This is a genomic window from Vibrio sp. KUL80, assembly GCF_059725495.1.
In genome coordinates this window covers 1,895,554-1,912,913 of record NZ_AP045841.1, presented here as the reverse complement: position 1 = coordinate 1,912,913, position 17,360 = coordinate 1,895,554, and the positions used below count along the sequence as shown (strand labels likewise).

Genomic DNA, 17,360 nt, shown 5'->3' with positions numbered 1-17,360 from the left:
GTGGTTGCTCCTAGATAGATTCTAGTTCTGGCAATAACCGAGTCTCTCAAGTTGTCACCGTAAGCGATAAATCTGACCGACACTTTCATAGCTTCTTCACATAATATCTTTCCTTCATGCAGTGTCTCTGCAGTTCAGACGTCCTATATCCATTTCCTATCAATAGGTGAGGCTTTAATCCTCTGCTGCAGAGTGTGCGTGTTCTCTTTAGTGAGGTGTAATGCATTCTCACTTGAAGAGGATTCGATATGCCACATGAAATAACCATTGGCGAAATTTACATTCCACCCTTTCTATTGGTGATTTCGCTCTCCTATATAGCTACGCATTTTGTCACTGCGATGTTCGCTAAATTTAATGTTTATAAACACTTAGCTTACCCAGCCATCGCAGATATCAGTTTATTTATTTTAATGAGCCTGATCATTGGTCTGCTCATTCCTTTTGTATGAGGTGACTTATGTTTCACAAATCCATTACTACCGCGATTCTTGCTATAGCAGCAGGTGCTGGCGCTTACGCTTACTACACACATAACGTTCAAAACCCGTGGACACGAGATGGACAGGTGCGTGCACACATTGTTCAGGTAACACCACGCGTGACTGGGCAGGTTGTTGCATTCCATGTGACCGATAACCAAGAGGTCAAAGCGGGCGATGTCTTGTTTAAAGTTGATGACAGTCAGTACAAGGCGGGGTTAGCAAGTGCTAAAGCGGCGGAGCAGCAAGCAAAAGCACTGCTTAGAAAGGCACAAAATGAGCAGCATAGAGCGGAAGCGTTAGAGCATAAGGTGCAGGGGTCGGTGTCGACATTGGCATTGAACAACTATGAAAGTGCGGTAGAGACCGCAGAGGCAAATGTGGCCGCCGCGAAAGCGAACACGCAAGAGGCAGAGCTGTTGCTTGAATACACCGAAGTCAAAGCCCCGGTCGATGGATACATCACCAACCTTAATTATCGAGTAGGTTCTCAGGTGGTAGCTAACGCACCTGTCGTCGCATTGATCGATGAGAACAGTTTTTGGATCGAGGGTTTCTTCAAAGAAACAGACTTAAGCGATGTTAAGTTAGACCAAAATGCGCGTGTGACCTTGCTGTCCGATAGCAAACAGGTTTTAGAAGGCAAAATAGAAAGCATCGGCTACGGCATCTAAAAAGCGGACGGAAGCACGGGGAATGCGCTACTTCCAAATGTGAACCCTAACTTCCAATGGATAAGGCTAGCACAGCGTTTACCTGTAAAAGTGAAGCTTGACCATGTTCCAGCTGACCTTCAACTGCGCGTTGGGGCCACAGCTTCTGTGCAGATCTTGTCTGATTGAGGTGAGCTATGTTAAATCCGTCTATGAAAGCGGCCATTAAGTACGGGCTCGCGTTAATTCTCGCGATGTTTTGTTCTATGTCGTTAGGGTGGTCAAAAACATCGTGGTCGATGCTTACGGTAACTGTGCTCGCAACCTTAGAGATATATGGCTATTGGGCGCAAAAAAGCCGCAATCGTCTCTATGGCACGGTGATAGGTACTGCTGTTGCGTTTCTGATAATTGGGCTTTTTGCACAAGACAGAGTGATGTTTATCGCGTCTCTCACCGCTTTCTTGTGGGTCTGTGTGTATTATCAGTCCCACCGCTCGTTGGGCTACATGTTCAATATTGCGATTACTGTCTGCTTAATCATTTCTAGCTCCGTCTCGGCGGACAGTGCCTCGGTTATCAATACTGCGATATTGAGAATGCAGGATACGCTACTTGGTGTGGTGGTCTTTTCGTTGGTGTATCGAATAGTTTGGCCAACGTCAACGGATGAAGCTTACATCAAACGAGCCCAAACTGGGTTGGCTGACCTGCAAATGCTTTCGGCCTTGCTTAAGGCCGATAAACCCGACTCTGAAGAGATCAGCAAGCTAGCTGCAAGTGTGAAGAAGACCTCTAATGGATTAAAGGAACTGCTTTTTCTTCCGGTAGAAGATAGTGACTTTTTATCCCGTCATAGAGAGAGGCTGGTGGAGCTAAGTACGGCTGTCGACAACGCAAGCAAGATCGTTGAGCAAGCGAGTTCAAGAGAGATGGCGAATGTATCTGAACTCGATCTGCAAGTTCTTGATGAATTGACCGAAAAAGTCAGAGGTTTTCTTGAAAGTAAAGGCGATGTTCCACTGGATCACATTAATAAAAGAAGTTTGTCTGCGTTGCCGAAAATGTCTCTATCTAGGGAGAAACGGATATTTTTTGCCAACATTGCAGCTTGTGTGACTATCACGGCTTTCGCTTTGTGGATTTACATGCCAGTGCCTAACGGCGTGCTTTTCCCAACATTGGCAGGTGTCTTGGCTGCGAACATATTGGCGATTCCGGGTAAGGCGGTGAAATACATCATGTTGTTTTACACGATTATGGCGTCGTTTTTATTGTTGCAATACACCTTTATCATGCCTTCGCTTACGGAAGCATGGCAGATTCTGGCGCTCTATTTTTGCAACGCTGTGCTGCTTTGGCGCTTGTGCGACATCCTTAAAATGAGTCCACTCAAGGCTCTAGCCGGGAACATTCTTGTGAACATACCGGCTAGTGCTGTTGAACTGGTTCCTTCGTTCAACATTCAAGGGCCGCTCAATATGATCGTGATGCTATTTATGTCATTGTTACTCATTGAGTTTTACTCAAAAGTGTTTTCGATTAAAGCTTAGGTGAGGAGTCAATCCTCTCCTGCAGAGTTATTGATTTTCGATTGCCATTTTACACTTCATATCGTTCCTTAACGTGATTTGGAGTTACCATGAAATTAAAAGCAATAACTATCGCACTTCTCGCTGGCACTTTAGCTTCGGGCATCGCTGACGCATGTACATCAGTAGCTTGGAATACTGAACTCGGCACCTTTACCTCAAGAACAATGGATTTGATGGAATCGACTAAACCAGTCTTGGGTAATATCAACAAAGGCGACATCCGCGCTATCCAAGGTAACGGCGTGGGTGACAAATATACGGTTAAATATGACATGGTTGCCGTGCTTGCTTACGGCGAACTTGTCGCGGATGGAGTCAATAGCGAAGGTTTGCAGGTAAACGCGCTGTTCTACCCTGACATGACTATGAAGAAAGCAACGAAAGGCTCTGAGGTGACTCAGTTTACGGTGGCAGAGTATCTACTGGCGAGCTATGCATCAGTTGATGAAGTCGTGAAAGCTCTACCAAATATTGAGTTCGCATCGATTGATATGGAAGGTATGCCAGTTGAAATGAAACTGCATTGGTCGGTAACCGATAAGAGTGGTGACCGACTTGTCATCGAAATGGATGAAGACGGTATCAATACCTACCGTGGTGAAGACGCTATGGTCATGACCAATGACCCATCGATGAAGATTCAACTTGAGCAACTTAAAGAAGTGGAACCGCGCTTTAAAGACGCCACGCGTGATACAGACTATGGTTCTATCGGCAACGGCAACTCTCACAGTCGTTTCCTACACGCAAACTACTTTATGAGTCACCTAGAGCAACCTACAAGCGTCACCAATGGCATGATGAAGTTGTCAACGGTTCCATTCCGAGTCCCAGTTGATGCGCCATACAAAGACTTTGGTCACGGTATGTCAGGTTACGCAACGGAGTACACCATCACGCAGAGTCTTGAAACAGGTGACACGGTATTCGAGTACAACTTCGATGAAAACTGGAATACGGTTCAATTCAACGTTTACGACATGATGGGTAAGGATTTCAGAATGCCGCTTGATAAGTCGTATATGGCGAAGTTTTAAGATAAACGAATAGGGCACTCCAGGGGTGTCCTATCACTTTGAGCCTAGGGATGTATTTATCGCGTGCTCGATAGCTTCGATAGCTAGCGTTACAACCAGCGGCACATGCGCTTGATACGGATGCAGTACATAAATCGGATTCACTTTAGTTGGTCGCGCGTCTGAGATAGCGCTTAGGCTCTTGTGTTCTTTAAGAATAAAGTCGGGAACCAATCCAATACCTAACCCTGTTTCTATCAAACTAACTACATCAAAAACCGTATTGGCTCTATGTGAGATAGGGAAGCGAATAGTCTCACTTTGACCATTGACTTCTAACTCATGCGTAATTGGCTCCGACTGCCAATGCTGCGCGATGTATGGTGATGTTAGAACATCGATATTGTTTGTGCTAGCAGTACAAAGCCGGTCGACGAACTCTCCGAGTTTACGTTGCTTTAGATTGGAATTTTTTGAGCTTCCTATACGAATGGCAAGATCGATGTCGTCTTGAATAATATCGATATGTTTGTCGTCAGCAATCAGGTTTAAGTTTACTTGTGGGTGGTCTTTGAACTTGGCTGTTAGGCTTGGCAAGACAATCGATTTCATTAGTGCGTGGGGCGCGGTAACGGTCAGCCTACCTTTGGGCGCTTCAAGAGAAGAGGACGCTTCTAACCAAGCACTTTCGGCGATTGCACTCATCTGGGCACACTTTGCATAAAAGCGCTCGCCTGCGGAGGTGAGGGTCTGTTTTCTGGTCGTGCGTTTAAGTAGTGTGGTATCGAGCTCTTGCTCAAGTTGTTTGAGAGCAGTACTGACCACTGATTTGGACACATCCAGCTTATCTGCTGCTTTGGAAATAGAACCACTTTCTACTACCTGCACAAACATCGACATTAGACGTAGCTTATTCATAAATGCTTTAATTAACCCATTCACTATTGTTCTGTTTTACAGAGCAAATATTTCTAATTGCTTTGTTTTTCTTTGTTAATTGTAAGCCTAATATTGGCTTATCAACAACGGGAACAGTAGGAAAAAGTAATGAGTGAATCCGTTTTAGAACAGTCAAAAGCAGGTATCTCTGGTTGGCAATCGGCGTTCAATAGCCAAGACGCAGCAGGCTGTGCAGCACGATACGCTGAGGATGCGGTAATGGTCGCTAAACCATTTGGTACTTTTGAGGGTCGTAAGGCGATTGAAGCGTTTTGGCAAGGCATTATGGATCAGGGATTTGCCGACGTTGACTACACAAATATGAAGTGGGTAAAAGAGAATGAAACTGGCTACATTTTGAGTGCCGATTGGACCATGAATAAAGCGTTCGGTGTGGTACACAAAGAGTTATGGGAGATACAAGAAGATGGGTTATCTCGTTTAACTTACGATGAGTTTGAAGTGTTGGGTGAGCGATAGCGCACTTTTCTGCTCGAAAACCACAGTACAAGAGTTGTACTGTGGTTTTGGTTGTTATGCCTCAGGAAGGATAACCACTTCCACACCATGAAGATCAATCTGCTTTATGATGTTCTCTGGTGGTCGTTGATTCGTGACGACAATATCAATATCCGCCCAAGTACAAGACTGGTACATCAGTTGCGTGTTGAACTTGGTACTATCCACGACACAAATTACTTGCTTAGACTGCTTTGCCATCGCCAGTTTCAGGTTGGCATCGGTCTCTAAATCGGTAGTGATGCCAGATTCTGATATCGCCCCAATCCCTATAAACGCCTTGCTAGCCTGATATTTTTTTATCTGCTCAATGGTCATATCGCCCAAGATGGCGTGTGAGAAGTCATCGAATGCGCCACCAAGCACACTTTTTCGAACGTTGGGCTTATGACTTAAGGCACTCAAGCTCTCAATTGAGTTGGTAATGACCGTTGATTTGACTGAGAGGTTTTGAGCGAGCGCCGTGCACGTCGTACCGGCGTCGAGGAAAATAATATCGTTCTCTTCTACTAGGGAAGCGGCAAACTTGGCAAGCTGCAGCTTGATTGGATCCGTACCAGACCTTTGATGAAATGAGAGACTAACGGTTTTCTCATCTAAGATTGCGCCACCTCGGATTCTCAATACTCCCGGGCGCTCTGAAAGTTTTACCAAATCTCGCCGAGCTGAATCGTAAGAGATTTCATAGGCTTGGCATATCTCTTCGATGGTGACTTTTCCGTGGTTTTTTATCTGCTCTTCGATCGCTATTAATCGTTCTTCTTGAGTCATTGTCTGATCCTTTGCTGCATCTGCTTGTCATTGTAGCGTAAGTGAATATCAATAAATACTTATATGTGCGTAAAACCACTTATCTTGACTTGCTAACTCGTTGTTAAAAGCCCGAGCTAGCACTTTGTTCGTGATTGAGCTTGAAATTGCGTAAGTTAATGTGCAATATGGTTCGCGTTTATGCGGTTTTGTAAGTTAATTTGCATTTTTTAAGTTGCTTTAATTGAAAAATGAAGGCTTTCGCTTAAGTGAAATGCTGATGATGCCGCAGTCTTAACAAGTGAAGAGAGTGTTCAATGACCCAGAAGAGAATTAAAACAGCCATCATCGGATATGGATTTTCGGCCAAAACGTTCCAGATCCCATTCATCACCACTTTGCCTGAATTTGAATTGACCGCCATCAGCACCAGTAAAGCGGGTGAGGTCAATAATACTTTGCCAGATGTTAAACACTACACCAGCGCAACCTCAATGATCGAGCATACGGATGCAGAGTTAGTCATCATTACCGCCCCAAACCATGTTCATTTTGAGTTGGCGAAGCTAGCGCTGGAAAGTGGTAAACATGTGGTTATTGAGAAACCGTTTGTGACCCGTATTGAAGACGGAGAAGCCTTAATTGAAATCGCGAAAAAGCACAATCGAGTTTTGAGCATCTATCACAACCGACGTTGGGATGGTGATTTCCTAACAGTCAAAAAGTTGATTGACGACGAGAAGCTAGGGGATATCAAACACTTTGAATCCCACTATGACCGTTTCCGACCTCAAGTCCGTCAACGCTGGCGCGAACAAACGACGGATGGTGGTGGGATCTTATTCGATCTCGGTTCCCATCTTATTGACCAAGCAGTGGAGCTGTTTGGTGTCCCGGACTATGTCAGCGCTGAGTGCAAAATGCGACGTGAAAACTCGACTAATGTCGATTATTTTCATGTGATTCTACATTATCCAGAGCATCTGGCGATTTTGCATGGTGATATGTTTGATGCTGGACCTAATCGGCGTTTCACCGTCAAAGGAACGCTAGGGAATTATGAGAAGTGTGGCTTTGATCCTCAAGAAGCGCAGCTAATCTCTGGCGTGCTTCCCAATACGCTAAATTGGTCAGAAGAGACACAGGAGAGCTACGGCACGTTGTACCAAGAGGGCGGTTCAGAGGTGGTAAAAACTGAACTTGGGGCTTATGAGGACTACTTTAAGCAACTCGCTACGTCGATTCAGGATGGCCTTGAACCTCCCGTAAAACCAGAAGAAGCGCTGCAAGTTATTCGATTGATTGAGCTTGCTATGGATAGTAGCCGTCTTGGCAAGAAGCTTTCAGTTACAGAGGCAAAAGGGTTTAAGCTATAAAGAAATAACCAAAATCGGAAAAGCCATGTCATCGCTAAAAACACGACCGTCAGACGCAAGCCCTGTCGAATTTATCCAAAGTGTAGAACATAAGCAGCGCCGTGCGGATGCTGAGACATTACTCACAATGTTCACTCAAATTACGGGTCGCAAGCCAGTTATGTGGGGAGAAAGTATTATCGGATTTGGAGAATACCGATACACTAACACGCGCGGAACGTATTCTTGGTTGATGACGGGTTTCTCTCCTAGAAAGAGCAACACGACTATCTATATAATGCAAGGTTTTGAAAAATTTCAGACAGAGTTAGCCGCGTTGGGCAAAGTAAAAACCGCTAAGTCATGTCTTTACATCACGAATTTGGAAAAAATTGATCGTTCAGCACTAGAGGATCTTCTCATGAAAGTGGTATCAGTCATGGAAGCTAGGTACGACTGTACCTGATACAGCCCAATATTGAATCCCGTCCAATACCGACAAACAGAGCAAGGAGCCAGATTTGTTTGCCGTCATCTTTAAAGCTACTATTCGAACTCTGGATAAGGAGTATTCTCTCTACGCCAATCAACTGCGTGATCTCGCGATGTCAAAATACGGATGTATAGACTTTGTCAGCAGCTGTGAAGGCAATCAAGAGTTAGCCATATCTTACTGGGCTAGTGAGCAAGATATCGTGCGATGGCGCGAAGACCCATTACATAAAAAGGCTCAGCTCCTAGGTAAAGATAAGTGGTATGTAAATTACACCGTTGAAGTCGTTGAGGTAAAAAGGAGTTACTCAAGTGAACGTGTCGTATCGTGAAATGCAAGTCGCCGACTATGATGCTGTTTTGGCGTTATGGCAAGAGACTGAACATATGTTGATTCGTGAGGCTGATAGTCGAGAAAATGTCACCTCGTATCTCGATAAAAACCCGAACATGAGTTTTGTCGCCATTGTTCATGGCAAGATTGTTGGTGCAGTGCTTGCGGGTACTGACGGTCGGCGAGGATACCTTCAGCATCTTGCGGTAGGGGCAGATTATCGTGGCAAACGCATCGGAAAAACCTTGGTTGAAAAAGTAACCGACGCCTTCGCCCATATTGGTATCAGTAAAACCCATCTATTCGTAAACACTGAGAATGAGCAAGCTCAGATGTTTTATAAGTCCATGGGGTGGGAGGTGCGTCAGGAAGTGAAGATGTATTCGTTTAACTCGTCTGCCAATTTAGATATCTAGCCTCTTGAAGCCGCAAATAAAGAGCGCAGGAAAGATTTAGAACCGTACTGCGCTCTGTCAATATTTAATTTTTTAAGAATCGGTTGTAGACAAACAGTAAGATAAAGGCACCGAGCGTCGCAGTAATAATACTGCCGATATTTATGCCGCTTGCCCCACCAAATCCCAAAAATCCACCAATAAAACCACCAACAAAAGCGCCGGCAATTCCGAGAAGCATAGTCGCAATCCAGCCACCACCATCATTCCCCGGCATCAACCATTTTGCTAAGGCGCCTGCAATCAGTCCTAGAATAATCCATGAGATAATGCCCATGTGTAACTCCTTTGAAGTGAGAATCTTCTTAAGCATAGTCGATGGTTAGATTTTTAAAGGTAGGCTATTGGTGATAGACGGTGATCATATAGACAATCTCAATTTAGAGATGGTAGGCAGTGAGCAATAGTGTTCTATTATTAGGTAACTAATAAAAAAACTAGCACCTTCAAGGAGTTTTGAATGAGTGTTCCTTCTTCTTTTCCATCCCGACGTATATGGGCTGCGTTACTTTTGTCACTGTCATTGACTTGTTTTAGCGGGTTGTTACATGCAGAAAGTGAACCTGCTCAAACAGCATCGCCTGCAACCTCTAAAGCGGAAGCTGCGTTGGCACGTGTGAATGGCGAAATTCGTGATTTATCGGAATCTTTGAAAGTGACGAGTGGTGATCAAAAAGACGCGATTCAGTTTCGCTTATTCAACAAGAACAATGAACTTCGGGAAGTGATTGGTAATGCCATTGACGCTGATTCATTGCCGAAAGACACGCTGATCGAACAAGTTCGAGTCCAACAGAAATATACGACGGGAGCAAAAGTTTACCTCGAGAAGAAGATTGAAGAGGTGACAGAGCAGTTTAACGCGGCTAAAGACGAGAGTAAGCTGTCCATTCTCAACACTTATAGTGAGCTACAGGAATATTTGAACTCGGCCTATGACGCTAGCTGGCAAAACCTAGTATGGCTCGAGAAACTGGATGTACAAGACAAGGAAGCAGAAGCAGAGTTTGAAGTCCTTATTGGTAAAAACCTTCGTTTAACGTCAGCGTCTATTGAGTATTTTGGACAGCAAGCAAGTGCAATCAGTACGCAAATAGCGTCGGCCCCCGAAGGTGATAAAGCAGGGCTGCAAACGAGCCAGCTGATTCTTAAACAGCGTCTGAGCATTGAGACAAAAAGCTTAAGAAACCTTATTGTGTTGGGTGATGAAGTTGGACTAGATACGTCTGAGTATAAGCGTCAGGTGTTCTCTATTACTGGCAACATTACACAAGATATTCTCGATGCTAAAGTAATGTTTTCACTAATAAGCCATTGGTGGAGTCAAGCTGTTGACTGGCTCGCAGATAATGCACCACAGCAGCTGTTCCAGGTACTTATCTTTCTACTCATCTTGTTCGTAACCCGAGCGATAGTAAGGCTTGTACGAAAGGTTGTCTCGAAGGCGGTAATCAATAAAAACCTCAAACTGTCCCATCTGATGCAAAACTTCTTTGTTTCGATGTCAGGTAACATTGTTTGGGTTATCGGCATCATGGTGGGGCTGTCGCAGATCGGTTTGAATCTTGCGCCAATCCTAACCGGTTTCGGTATTGCGGGTGTCATTATTGGTTTCGCGCTACAAGATACGTTGTCTAACTTTGCTGCTGGTATGATGCTACTCATCTACCGTCCTTTCGATGTGGGGGATTTTGTATTTGCGGGTGGCGTAGATGGCAAGGTGAGCCATATGAGTCTAGTAAACACGACGATTCGAACCTTCGACAACCAGATTATCATCATTCCAAATAGCAAGATTTGGGGTGACGTTATCAAGAATGTCACACACGAACGTACTCGACGCGTAGACATGATATTTGGTATTGGCTACGGCGATGACTTACTTAAAGCAGAGCAGGTCTTAACTGAGATCGTCCATGCTCATCCAGCCGTTCTGAAATCCCCAGAGCCTAATATTAAAGTACATACGTTGAATACCTCGTCCGTCGATTTTATCGTCAGACCTTGGGTTAAAACAGATGACTATTGGGATGTGTATTGGGATATTACCAAAGAGGTCAAACTCAGATTTGATCGCGAGGGTATCTCGATCCCATTCCCACAACAAGATGTGCATCTGCATATGGTAAAAGACGCCGCATCTGATAACTCGTAATATTTTAATGGACAGGGCAAGGAGCATCTTTCCCTGTTCATTTTGTTTGAACTTAGTCTCAACATGCTAGAGTCTTGAAGATATATTCTGTACCATCACTTAAATTCAATAAGTTACCGCGCCAACAGCACGCAGAAGGTGATGAGCATGATACGCCATATACTCCTCATTCAGTTTAAACCAACCGCAACGGAACAAAACATCAGTGAGCTAAAGGCACTGTTTGAGGCTATGCCTTCGAAAGTGGAAGGAGTAGACGCTGTAGAGTGGGGCGTAAACGATAGCCCTGAAGGTAAGAATAAACACTATACACATACTGTGTTGATGACCTTCCGTGACGAAGCCGGGCGCCAAAATTACCTTCCGCATCCAGAGCATGACGCATTAAAGGCAGTGTTTCGTCCAATTCTAGAAGACATTGTCGTCTTTGATTATTCGCTTTAGATAGCTATGTTAAAAATCTCAAATACAGTAACACTCGCCGATTGGGAAATAGAACTGACCGCTATTCGCTCGATGGGGGCTGGTGGTCAGAAAGTCAATAAGACGAGCTCAGCTATTCACTTGCGCTTTGATATCAAGCGCTCCACGTTACCTGATTTCTATAAAGAGAGACTCCTATCGCTATCCGATTCGAGAGTCACGAAAGAAGGCGTCATCATCATAAAAGCTCAACAGTTCCGGACTCAGGAGCAAAATCGTGAAGACGCCCTAGAGAGGCTCAAGCAGATCATACTTTCTGCGACCGTCGTTCAAAAAGCGCGCAGAGCGACCAAGCCTACAAGAGCATCTCAGAAACGACGGGTGGATAACAAGAAGCGTAAGAGCCAAACTAAGGCGCTGCGAGGAAAAGTGCAATAGAGTATAGACTTTGCGAAATACTTAAAAAATAAAATCGAGGAAAAAGAATTGGATATTATCAAGGATGACTTAAAGGGTTCTCAGATTAAGGCTCTTCTTCAAGAGCACTTGGACGATATGTATGCCACATCCCCACCAGAGAGTGTTCATGCGTTAGATATAGAGGCGTTACGCCAGTCGAATATTGAGTTTTGGACGGCTTGGCGTGGCGAGGACCTATTGGGCTGTATCGCGCTTAAAGCACTAGATGCCAAACATGCTGAAATAAAATCAATGCGTACATCGCATCAAGCTAGGGGCAAGGGTGTTGCGAAGTCGTTGTTAGCCCATTTGGAAAAGAAGGCTGAGCAACACGGTTACGCTCGTTTAAGCCTAGAAACTGGCACAGAAGACTATTTTACGGCAGCAAGAGCTCTTTATTTGAGTCATGGCTTCGTTGAATGCGAGCCGTTTGCTGATTATGTGCTCGACCCCAATAGTACGTTTATGACGAAAACTCTATAACTTCGCGACAATTGAATCTGATCCTTTAGTCTAGAGTATCTATCGGAGCTTTTTATAGCGCCGTATGTGGAACAAGACGCAACATTTGTTAATGCCTTATAGCAATTCTAAACTTATGGAAAAAGCAAAAAGGATAGATCATGGAAGCAATCAGAGCTTGGCGAGTAAATTGTCCTTACTGTGGAGAGGCTTTCGAGACCTCTATCGATTGCACGGTCGATAGCCAGGAATACATAGAAGATTGCTATGTTTGCTGCCGCCCTATTTTGTTCGAAGTGACGCTAGACAGTGATGATGTCTTCGTTACGGTACGGCATGAAAATGATGTTTAGATTGAAATTCAACTAATTACACGTTACAAACTAGCTTGTTATATGGATGTAAACTGGAGTTAGTTTGGATATCGCCGTCTTTTTTACCGGCTTTTCGCTTGGTCTTTCTTTGATTCTCGCCATTGGGGCTCAAAACGCATTTGTCCTTAAGCAGGGGCTCAAACGCCATTACGTCTTTTTTGTGTGCGCAGTTTGTGCAATATCTGACGCCGCTTTGATTACCGCTGGAGTCAGTGGCTTCGGTGTGGTGATTGAAAAATACCCTCAAGTTGAACAGGTCGCCCGTTACGCGGGTGCTGCTTTTCTTTTTGTCTATAGCTTCCAGAGTTTTCGGTCGGCGATTTCCAGCTCACATCAACTTGATCCAGAAGGAGATGCGAACTCTAGCCTAACGAAAACCGTGCTTATCTGCATAGCGCTAACTTGGCTTAACCCTCATGTTTACCTCGATACAGTCGTTCTGTTAGGATCGATATCGACTCAATATGCGCCAGAGCAACTTTCTTTTGGTTTGGGTGCTGTGACAGCATCATTCGTGTTTTTCTTCTCTTTAGGCTACGGCGCTCGGCTACTTACACCCATTTTTCATAAACCGATTTCATGGAAGATCCTTGAAGCCCTTGTCGGCTGCATTATGTTAGCAATTGCCATTTCACTGGTTGGAATTTAGGAGTACTTATGGGGCGTTTAATTGTTGTTACAGGCGGCAGCCGAGGGATTGGCAGTGAGACGGCAAAGCTATTGGCAGAGCAGGGACACCGCGTAATCGTGAACTACCTAGCGAATAAGACACGAGCAGAAGAGACAGTTGAGTCTATTAGAAAAGAAGGTGGTCAAGCTTGGTGTTATCAAGCTGATATCGCCAATGAAGAGGAAGTTGTCGCCATGTTTAGTCAGGTGTATGAAAAGCATGGCGAGATAGATGGACTCGTCAATAATGCCGGCATATTGAGCAAGCAGTGCACGTTAGAGGCTCTGACAAGTGAGAGGATCAACAAGATTTTGATGACCAACGTGACAGGTGCGCTAATCTGCTGTCGCGAGGCAGTGAAATACATGAGCTCAGATAGTGGAAGCATCGTTAACGTATCTTCACGTGCGGCAGTTACCGGCTCGCCATTTGAGTATGTCGATTATGCGGCTAGTAAAGGTGCTTTGGATACGATAACCAAGGGGCTATCGTTGGAACTCGCTTCGCGCAATATCCGTGTAAACGGAGTAAGACCGGGACTGATTCACACAGAGATGCATGCCGATGGTGGAGAACCCGAGCGAGTTAATCGACTTGCTGCTCAGATCCCACTTGGACGAGGTGGCGAGGCAGAGGAAGTCGCTCAAGCTATCGCATGGCTTCTTTCCGATGATGCGTCTTTTGTCACCGGTACCTTTATTGATGTGTCAGGCGGAAAATAGGGGAATCATCATGCACAAAGCGACTCATCATGAAAAGCACACGCTTAGTTGTCACTGCGGAAATGTTCAACTCTCTTTTGAGTCTATACCTGAGTCCGTGACTAGTTGTAATTGCTCTATCTGTCGACGTTATGCAGCGCCTTGGGGTTACTTTTCGCCAGACGACGTAGAAGTGACAACCAAAACAATTAAGACCAAAGCGTATCGATGGGGAGACGGTTACATCGACTTCCAACATTGCTCTATTTGTGGATGCGTTACTCATTATACCTCTAGTGGCAAAGCCGATAGTTCGCGAACAGCGATTAATTTCAGACTTGCAGATAACTTGGCCAATTTGCAGGTTCGATACTTTGATGGTGCAGATTCTTGGCAGACACTCGATGAGTGCGAGGTACGAAAGATATGATTAAGTTAAGCTTTCAAGATGTCATTCTTCGACAAGCTACCTACGCAGACCTATCGGCAATCTACGATCTTATGACGGGTGATGAAAACTGGACTCAACTTAACGGACCTTACTTTGGTTATGAAAGGCCGACTCAAGCGCAGTTTGCGGACAACTACTTTTCGCGACTGAAACAAGGCCAAGATGCATTGGTCATCGAGTATTTGGGACGAGCGATTGGTACCGTCAGTTATTATTGGGAAGATAAGGCAACTCGGTGGCTAGAAGTTGGTGTATTGGTCTATGACTCTACATTGTGGGGCAGAAGTATCGGTAAGAAAGCGCTAGTGTCTTGGATTAGCCATCTATTCAGTTTGCTAGACATCGAGCGTGTAGGGTTAACAACCTGGTCTGGAAACCCTCGTATGATGCGCTGCGCTGAAAAACTGGGGATGCAACAAGAGGCGCGTCTTCGTAAAGTTAGATACTACCAAGGAGAGTACTACGATTCAGTTAAGTATGGTGTTCTGCGCGAGGAATGGAAGGTACTAGAAGTGCAATGGCGTCTGCAAAATCATATTTATCTCTTCGACTGGGGAGATACCTTGATGTTTGACGACCCTTCGCAACAAGGAAAAATGTGCGATTGGACTGAAGTTCGCGCTGTTGAGGGTGCGGCTGCTTTACTAAAAGGTCTATCCGCTCTTTGTCCGGTTTACGTTGCTACTAATGCCAAGGATTCGGCCGAAAGAGATATTCATAAAGCGTTTGAGCGCGTTGGGTTAGCTCAGGATTTATCTGGATATTTTTGTTATAGCAATCTGGGTGTGACGAAAGATGACGCCGAATTCTTCCCAACTATCGCGAACAGGCTAAACGTCTCACCAGAGCGATTGGTGATGACGGGTGATCAAACCCAAAGGGACATTGAACCCGCATTGCAGGCTGGATTAAGAGCCAACTGGTTTAATCCTAGAGGTTTGTCTGATGAGGGCAGCAATGAAAACGGCTTTGCTAGACTAGAGGAGATTCTTCAAGCTGAGCAAAGCCGATTGATTGTTGTAACAAGCCGTTAAGATGATTGGATGGTGGTGATAAGCTTTTCTGCTTGGTCTAAGTATTCACCACCAAACAGGTTACAGTGGTTGAGAACATGATAAAGGTTGTAAATGTGCTTTCTGTATTCGTACATTGGCTCAATCGCGAGAATACTCTCATACCCGTCATAGAACTCTTGTCTAAACCCACCAAACAATTCAGTCATCGCTAGGTCGCACTCTCTGTCTCCCCAGTAGCTGGCAGGATCGTAGCAAATTGGACCAAATGCCGTATTGGCGGCATTTCCGTACCATAAATCACCGTGTAACAGAGAAGGCTTTGGGTTGTGTCCCGAGAGCTGCTCGTTGACCAACTCAACGAAGTCATCAATGTCGGTAAAGGTGATTTGTTTTTCTTTGAGTAGTTGTAGTTGCCAACCAATGCGCTGCTCTGAGAAAAAGCGTGACCATTTCTTATGCCATTGATTAGGTTGGAGCGTTGCACCAATGTAATTGTCTTGATCGAATCCAAATTCTTTCTGCTCGCCCCATTTGTGGAGCTTGGCAAGTTCTTCTCCAAACTGGTAGCATGCCGGACCGGTATCAAGAGGTTTAACGGGGATATAGTTAAGGATGATGAATGCAGATTCTTTGGTTTTGCCGATCAATACCAACTCAGGGACGTGCACAGTATTGGTCTCGCGCAACGCTGTGAGGTTGTCGGCTTCGATTTCGAATTTCGCTATGAAGTCTTTGTCGTTGAGTTTAACAAAGTAGCGTTGGTCGCCATCACTAATCATGTAGCACTGATTAATGTCTCCGCCGCTCATTTTTATTCGCTCGGTAATATTGAACTCGAACATGAGCGTTTCCGAAAGCTGATCTGAAATTGCTTGCCACATAGATTACCCCCGCCTGCCAACACTATCGCTAGTGTAGAACAATATTGCTTACATAACATACTGTCAGCGCACAGATTCATTGACATGCCACCCGAATTTCCACTTGTGTTCTTACAAACGTGACCTAGGTTTGCTATGGTTAACACCTTGTCATATTTAAGTAATTGCTAGGAGAGCAGTCGTGGTTGTAGATACTGACGGCTATCAAGCACTCATCGAACACCTTGCACTCAACCTAAGTGTGTTCACCTCAGAAGTCGGGGATACCGGCGAAGAAACGATTGAGGATGTATCAACCGATATGGTGGCATCTAATATCATGGCGGTCTTTGAGCAGAACCCAGAGCTTCACTCAAGTGTTCGCTTCAAGTTACTAAAAGAAGTCGACTTGGTCATTCAAGATCTTGAAGAGGTATTGGCGGGAGTCTGGAATAAAAAAGCGACGAATGAACAAATCGCTTTTCTAGATGAGTACATCGCGTTGGTTAAAAATTTATTTGATACTGCAGTCGCAAAGTACGATTAGATGATATTTACCTTTCTCTTGTCGACAAAGGTGATAAGAGAAAGGTTATTGCACACTTCTAAAGTGCCAAAACGTAGACGCCCAGTATGGGTTATCTAATCTCGATAGCACCACACCTTTCGATGTTGATGCATGCATGAAGGTATTTCCCCCTAAATAAATACCGACATGGCGAGTCTTTCTTCCCGTTTTGAAAAAGACTAAATCACCGCTTTGTGCATTATTGTAAGAGACTTTCTCGCCTACTCTTACTTGCTGTGCTGTGGTTCTTGGCAATGACAACGCATAGGCATCTTTATATACCGCCTGCACAAAAGCCGAGCAATCTACGCCAGAATAATTAGTTCCACCGAGTCGGTAGGGCACGCCTTGCCACTTTTTATATTCTGCTAAAAAGGCGGCATTTTCTTGAGTGTTGTAGCTTTGCTGAGTGTGTTGCGCGCGCTGGGGTTGGCTAGAACACGCTGCCAATAAAGCTACCATACTGTATGAAATCAATAATTTAACAACTTTCATTTGTCACACTGCTTACATTTAAATGTAATAAAAACGTCATTAACGCTCTCTAGTATTTCCGATAATTCTATACCAAATCATTAACTTGTACGAATGAGTGACCGATTTGGTTACAGTTTAATTGATCAAGACAACG

23 protein-coding genes and 2 pseudogenes are annotated in these 17,360 nt (G+C 44.7%); 20 read left to right on the top strand and 5 right to left on the bottom strand.

The window, feature by feature from the left end; all coding sequences use genetic code 11:
- Positions 1-248: 248 nt before the first annotated feature.
- The 4 genes and pseudogenes from AC6I8U_RS08820 (at position 249) to AC6I8U_RS08805 (ending at position 3,767) form a co-directional block, all read left to right on the top strand.
- Entirely contained in the window at positions 249-452 is a 204-nt protein-coding gene (locus AC6I8U_RS08820) for a DUF1656 domain-containing protein (RefSeq protein ID WP_042475600.1), read from the top strand.
- A gap of 8 nt (positions 453-460) precedes the next feature.
- A pseudogene (locus AC6I8U_RS08815) lies at positions 461-1,324 on the top strand (HlyD family secretion protein).
- An 8-nt stretch (positions 1,325-1,332) separates the two neighbouring features.
- On the top strand, positions 1,333-2,688 hold the full coding sequence (locus AC6I8U_RS08810; RefSeq protein WP_498016582.1) for an FUSC family protein: 1,356 nt from the start codon (positions 1,333-1,335) through the stop codon (positions 2,686-2,688).
- A gap of 89 nt (positions 2,689-2,777) precedes the next feature.
- Positions 2,778-3,767 (top strand): linear amide C-N hydrolase, encoded by a 990-nt coding sequence (locus tag AC6I8U_RS08805; RefSeq protein WP_498016581.1) that lies wholly within the window; start codon positions 2,778-2,780, stop codon positions 3,765-3,767.
- Positions 3,768-3,800: 33 nt separating this feature from the next.
- Here AC6I8U_RS08805 and AC6I8U_RS08800 read toward each other — a convergent pair whose 3' ends face one another.
- Positions 3,801-4,664, bottom strand: coding sequence for a LysR family transcriptional regulator (locus tag AC6I8U_RS08800; protein ID WP_498016580.1), 864 nt, complete (start codon positions 4,662-4,664; stop codon positions 3,801-3,803).
- A gap of 129 nt (positions 4,665-4,793) precedes the next feature.
- Here AC6I8U_RS08800 and AC6I8U_RS08795 point away from each other — a divergent pair, with 129 nt between their 5' ends.
- A complete protein-coding gene (locus tag AC6I8U_RS08795) occupies positions 4,794-5,165 on the top strand; it encodes a YybH family protein (RefSeq protein WP_498016579.1) in 372 nt (123 codons plus the stop codon).
- A 54-nt stretch (positions 5,166-5,219) separates the two neighbouring features.
- Here the strand turns inward: AC6I8U_RS08795 and AC6I8U_RS08790 are convergent, their stop codons facing one another.
- Positions 5,220-5,975, bottom strand: coding sequence for a DeoR/GlpR family DNA-binding transcription regulator (locus AC6I8U_RS08790; RefSeq protein WP_498016578.1), 756 nt, complete (start codon positions 5,973-5,975; stop codon positions 5,220-5,222).
- A 296-nt stretch (positions 5,976-6,271) separates the two neighbouring features.
- On the opposite strand from AC6I8U_RS08790, the gene AC6I8U_RS08785 reads away from it, so the two are divergent.
- Genes AC6I8U_RS08785 through AC6I8U_RS08770 form a run of 4 tightly spaced genes read left to right on the top strand, consistent with a single transcriptional unit; the run spans position 6,272 to position 8,551 of the window.
- Complete coding sequence (locus AC6I8U_RS08785; protein ID WP_498016577.1) at positions 6,272-7,330, top strand: oxidoreductase; 1,059 nt, start codon at positions 6,272-6,274, stop codon at positions 7,328-7,330.
- A 25-nt stretch (positions 7,331-7,355) separates the two neighbouring features.
- On the top strand, positions 7,356-7,775 hold the full coding sequence (locus tag AC6I8U_RS08780; protein WP_498016576.1) for a DUF1801 domain-containing protein: 420 nt from the start codon (positions 7,356-7,358) through the stop codon (positions 7,773-7,775).
- A 55-nt stretch (positions 7,776-7,830) separates the two neighbouring features.
- Positions 7,831-8,133, top strand: a complete 303-nt coding sequence (locus tag AC6I8U_RS08775; RefSeq protein ID WP_498016575.1) for an antibiotic biosynthesis monooxygenase family protein — start codon at positions 7,831-7,833, stop codon at positions 8,131-8,133.
- A gap of 1 nt (position 8,134) precedes the next feature.
- On the top strand, positions 8,135-8,551 hold the full coding sequence (locus tag AC6I8U_RS08770) for a GNAT family N-acetyltransferase (protein WP_498018341.1): 417 nt from the start codon (positions 8,135-8,137) through the stop codon (positions 8,549-8,551).
- A 64-nt stretch (positions 8,552-8,615) separates the two neighbouring features.
- Here AC6I8U_RS08770 and AC6I8U_RS08765 read toward each other — a convergent pair whose 3' ends face one another.
- Positions 8,616-8,867, bottom strand: coding sequence for a GlsB/YeaQ/YmgE family stress response membrane protein (locus tag AC6I8U_RS08765; RefSeq protein ID WP_252014399.1), 252 nt, complete (start codon positions 8,865-8,867; stop codon positions 8,616-8,618).
- A 183-nt stretch (positions 8,868-9,050) separates the two neighbouring features.
- Between AC6I8U_RS08765 and AC6I8U_RS08760 the strand changes: the two genes are divergently transcribed.
- From AC6I8U_RS08760 to AC6I8U_RS08715, 10 genes and pseudogenes are all read left to right on the top strand, one after another.
- Entirely contained in the window at positions 9,051-10,745 is a 1,695-nt protein-coding gene (locus AC6I8U_RS08760; protein ID WP_498016574.1) for a mechanosensitive ion channel family protein, read from the top strand.
- A 147-nt stretch (positions 10,746-10,892) separates the two neighbouring features.
- The gene (locus AC6I8U_RS08755) at positions 10,893-11,189 is read left to right on the top strand and encodes a Dabb family protein (RefSeq protein WP_252014403.1); all 297 of its coding nucleotides are present in this window, start codon (positions 10,893-10,895) and stop codon (positions 11,187-11,189) included.
- A 6-nt stretch (positions 11,190-11,195) separates the two neighbouring features.
- Positions 11,196-11,606: an alternative ribosome rescue aminoacyl-tRNA hydrolase ArfB gene (gene arfB, locus AC6I8U_RS08750; protein ID WP_498016573.1), complete on the top strand. Its 411-nt coding sequence runs from the start codon at positions 11,196-11,198 to the stop codon at positions 11,604-11,606.
- A 48-nt stretch (positions 11,607-11,654) separates the two neighbouring features.
- Positions 11,655-12,110 (top strand): GNAT family N-acetyltransferase, encoded by a 456-nt coding sequence (locus AC6I8U_RS08745; protein ID WP_498016572.1) that lies wholly within the window; start codon positions 11,655-11,657, stop codon positions 12,108-12,110.
- Positions 12,111-12,250: 140 nt separating this feature from the next.
- Positions 12,251-12,442, top strand: coding sequence for a CPXCG motif-containing cysteine-rich protein (locus AC6I8U_RS08740; protein WP_081936078.1), 192 nt, complete (start codon positions 12,251-12,253; stop codon positions 12,440-12,442).
- 70 nt (positions 12,443-12,512) lie between these two features.
- A complete protein-coding gene (locus AC6I8U_RS08735; protein WP_498018340.1) occupies positions 12,513-13,112 on the top strand; it encodes a LysE/ArgO family amino acid transporter in 600 nt (199 codons plus the stop codon).
- Positions 13,113-13,120: 8 nt separating this feature from the next.
- On the top strand, positions 13,121-13,855 hold the full coding sequence (locus AC6I8U_RS08730; protein WP_498016571.1) for a glucose 1-dehydrogenase: 735 nt from the start codon (positions 13,121-13,123) through the stop codon (positions 13,853-13,855).
- A gap of 10 nt (positions 13,856-13,865) precedes the next feature.
- Positions 13,866-14,264 (top strand): GFA family protein, encoded by a 399-nt coding sequence (locus tag AC6I8U_RS08725; protein WP_498016570.1) that lies wholly within the window; start codon positions 13,866-13,868, stop codon positions 14,262-14,264.
- Positions 14,261-14,797 (top strand): annotated as a pseudogene (locus AC6I8U_RS08720) (GNAT family N-acetyltransferase); the annotation flags it as partial. The gene AC6I8U_RS08725 and the pseudogene AC6I8U_RS08720, both read left to right, overlap by 4 nt.
- Positions 14,798-14,851: 54 nt before the next feature.
- Positions 14,852-15,319, top strand: coding sequence for an HAD family hydrolase (locus tag AC6I8U_RS08715; protein WP_498018339.1), 468 nt, complete (start codon positions 14,852-14,854; stop codon positions 15,317-15,319).
- Here the strand turns inward: AC6I8U_RS08715 and AC6I8U_RS08710 are convergent.
- Positions 15,316-16,182 (bottom strand): fructosamine kinase family protein, encoded by an 867-nt coding sequence (locus AC6I8U_RS08710; protein ID WP_498016569.1) that lies wholly within the window; start codon positions 16,180-16,182, stop codon positions 15,316-15,318. The two genes, AC6I8U_RS08715 and AC6I8U_RS08710, sit on opposite strands and share 4 nt — an antisense overlap.
- Positions 16,183-16,363: 181 nt before the next feature.
- Between AC6I8U_RS08710 and AC6I8U_RS08705 the strand changes: the two genes are divergently transcribed.
- A complete protein-coding gene (locus AC6I8U_RS08705; RefSeq protein ID WP_042475645.1) occupies positions 16,364-16,708 on the top strand; it encodes a DUF3802 family protein in 345 nt (114 codons plus the stop codon).
- Between the two features lie 45 nt (positions 16,709-16,753).
- Here AC6I8U_RS08705 and AC6I8U_RS08700 read toward each other — a convergent pair whose 3' ends face one another.
- On the bottom strand, positions 16,754-17,224 hold the full coding sequence (locus AC6I8U_RS08700) for a C40 family peptidase (RefSeq protein ID WP_498016568.1): 471 nt from the start codon (positions 17,222-17,224) through the stop codon (positions 16,754-16,756).
- Positions 17,225-17,360: the final 136 nt, after the last annotated feature.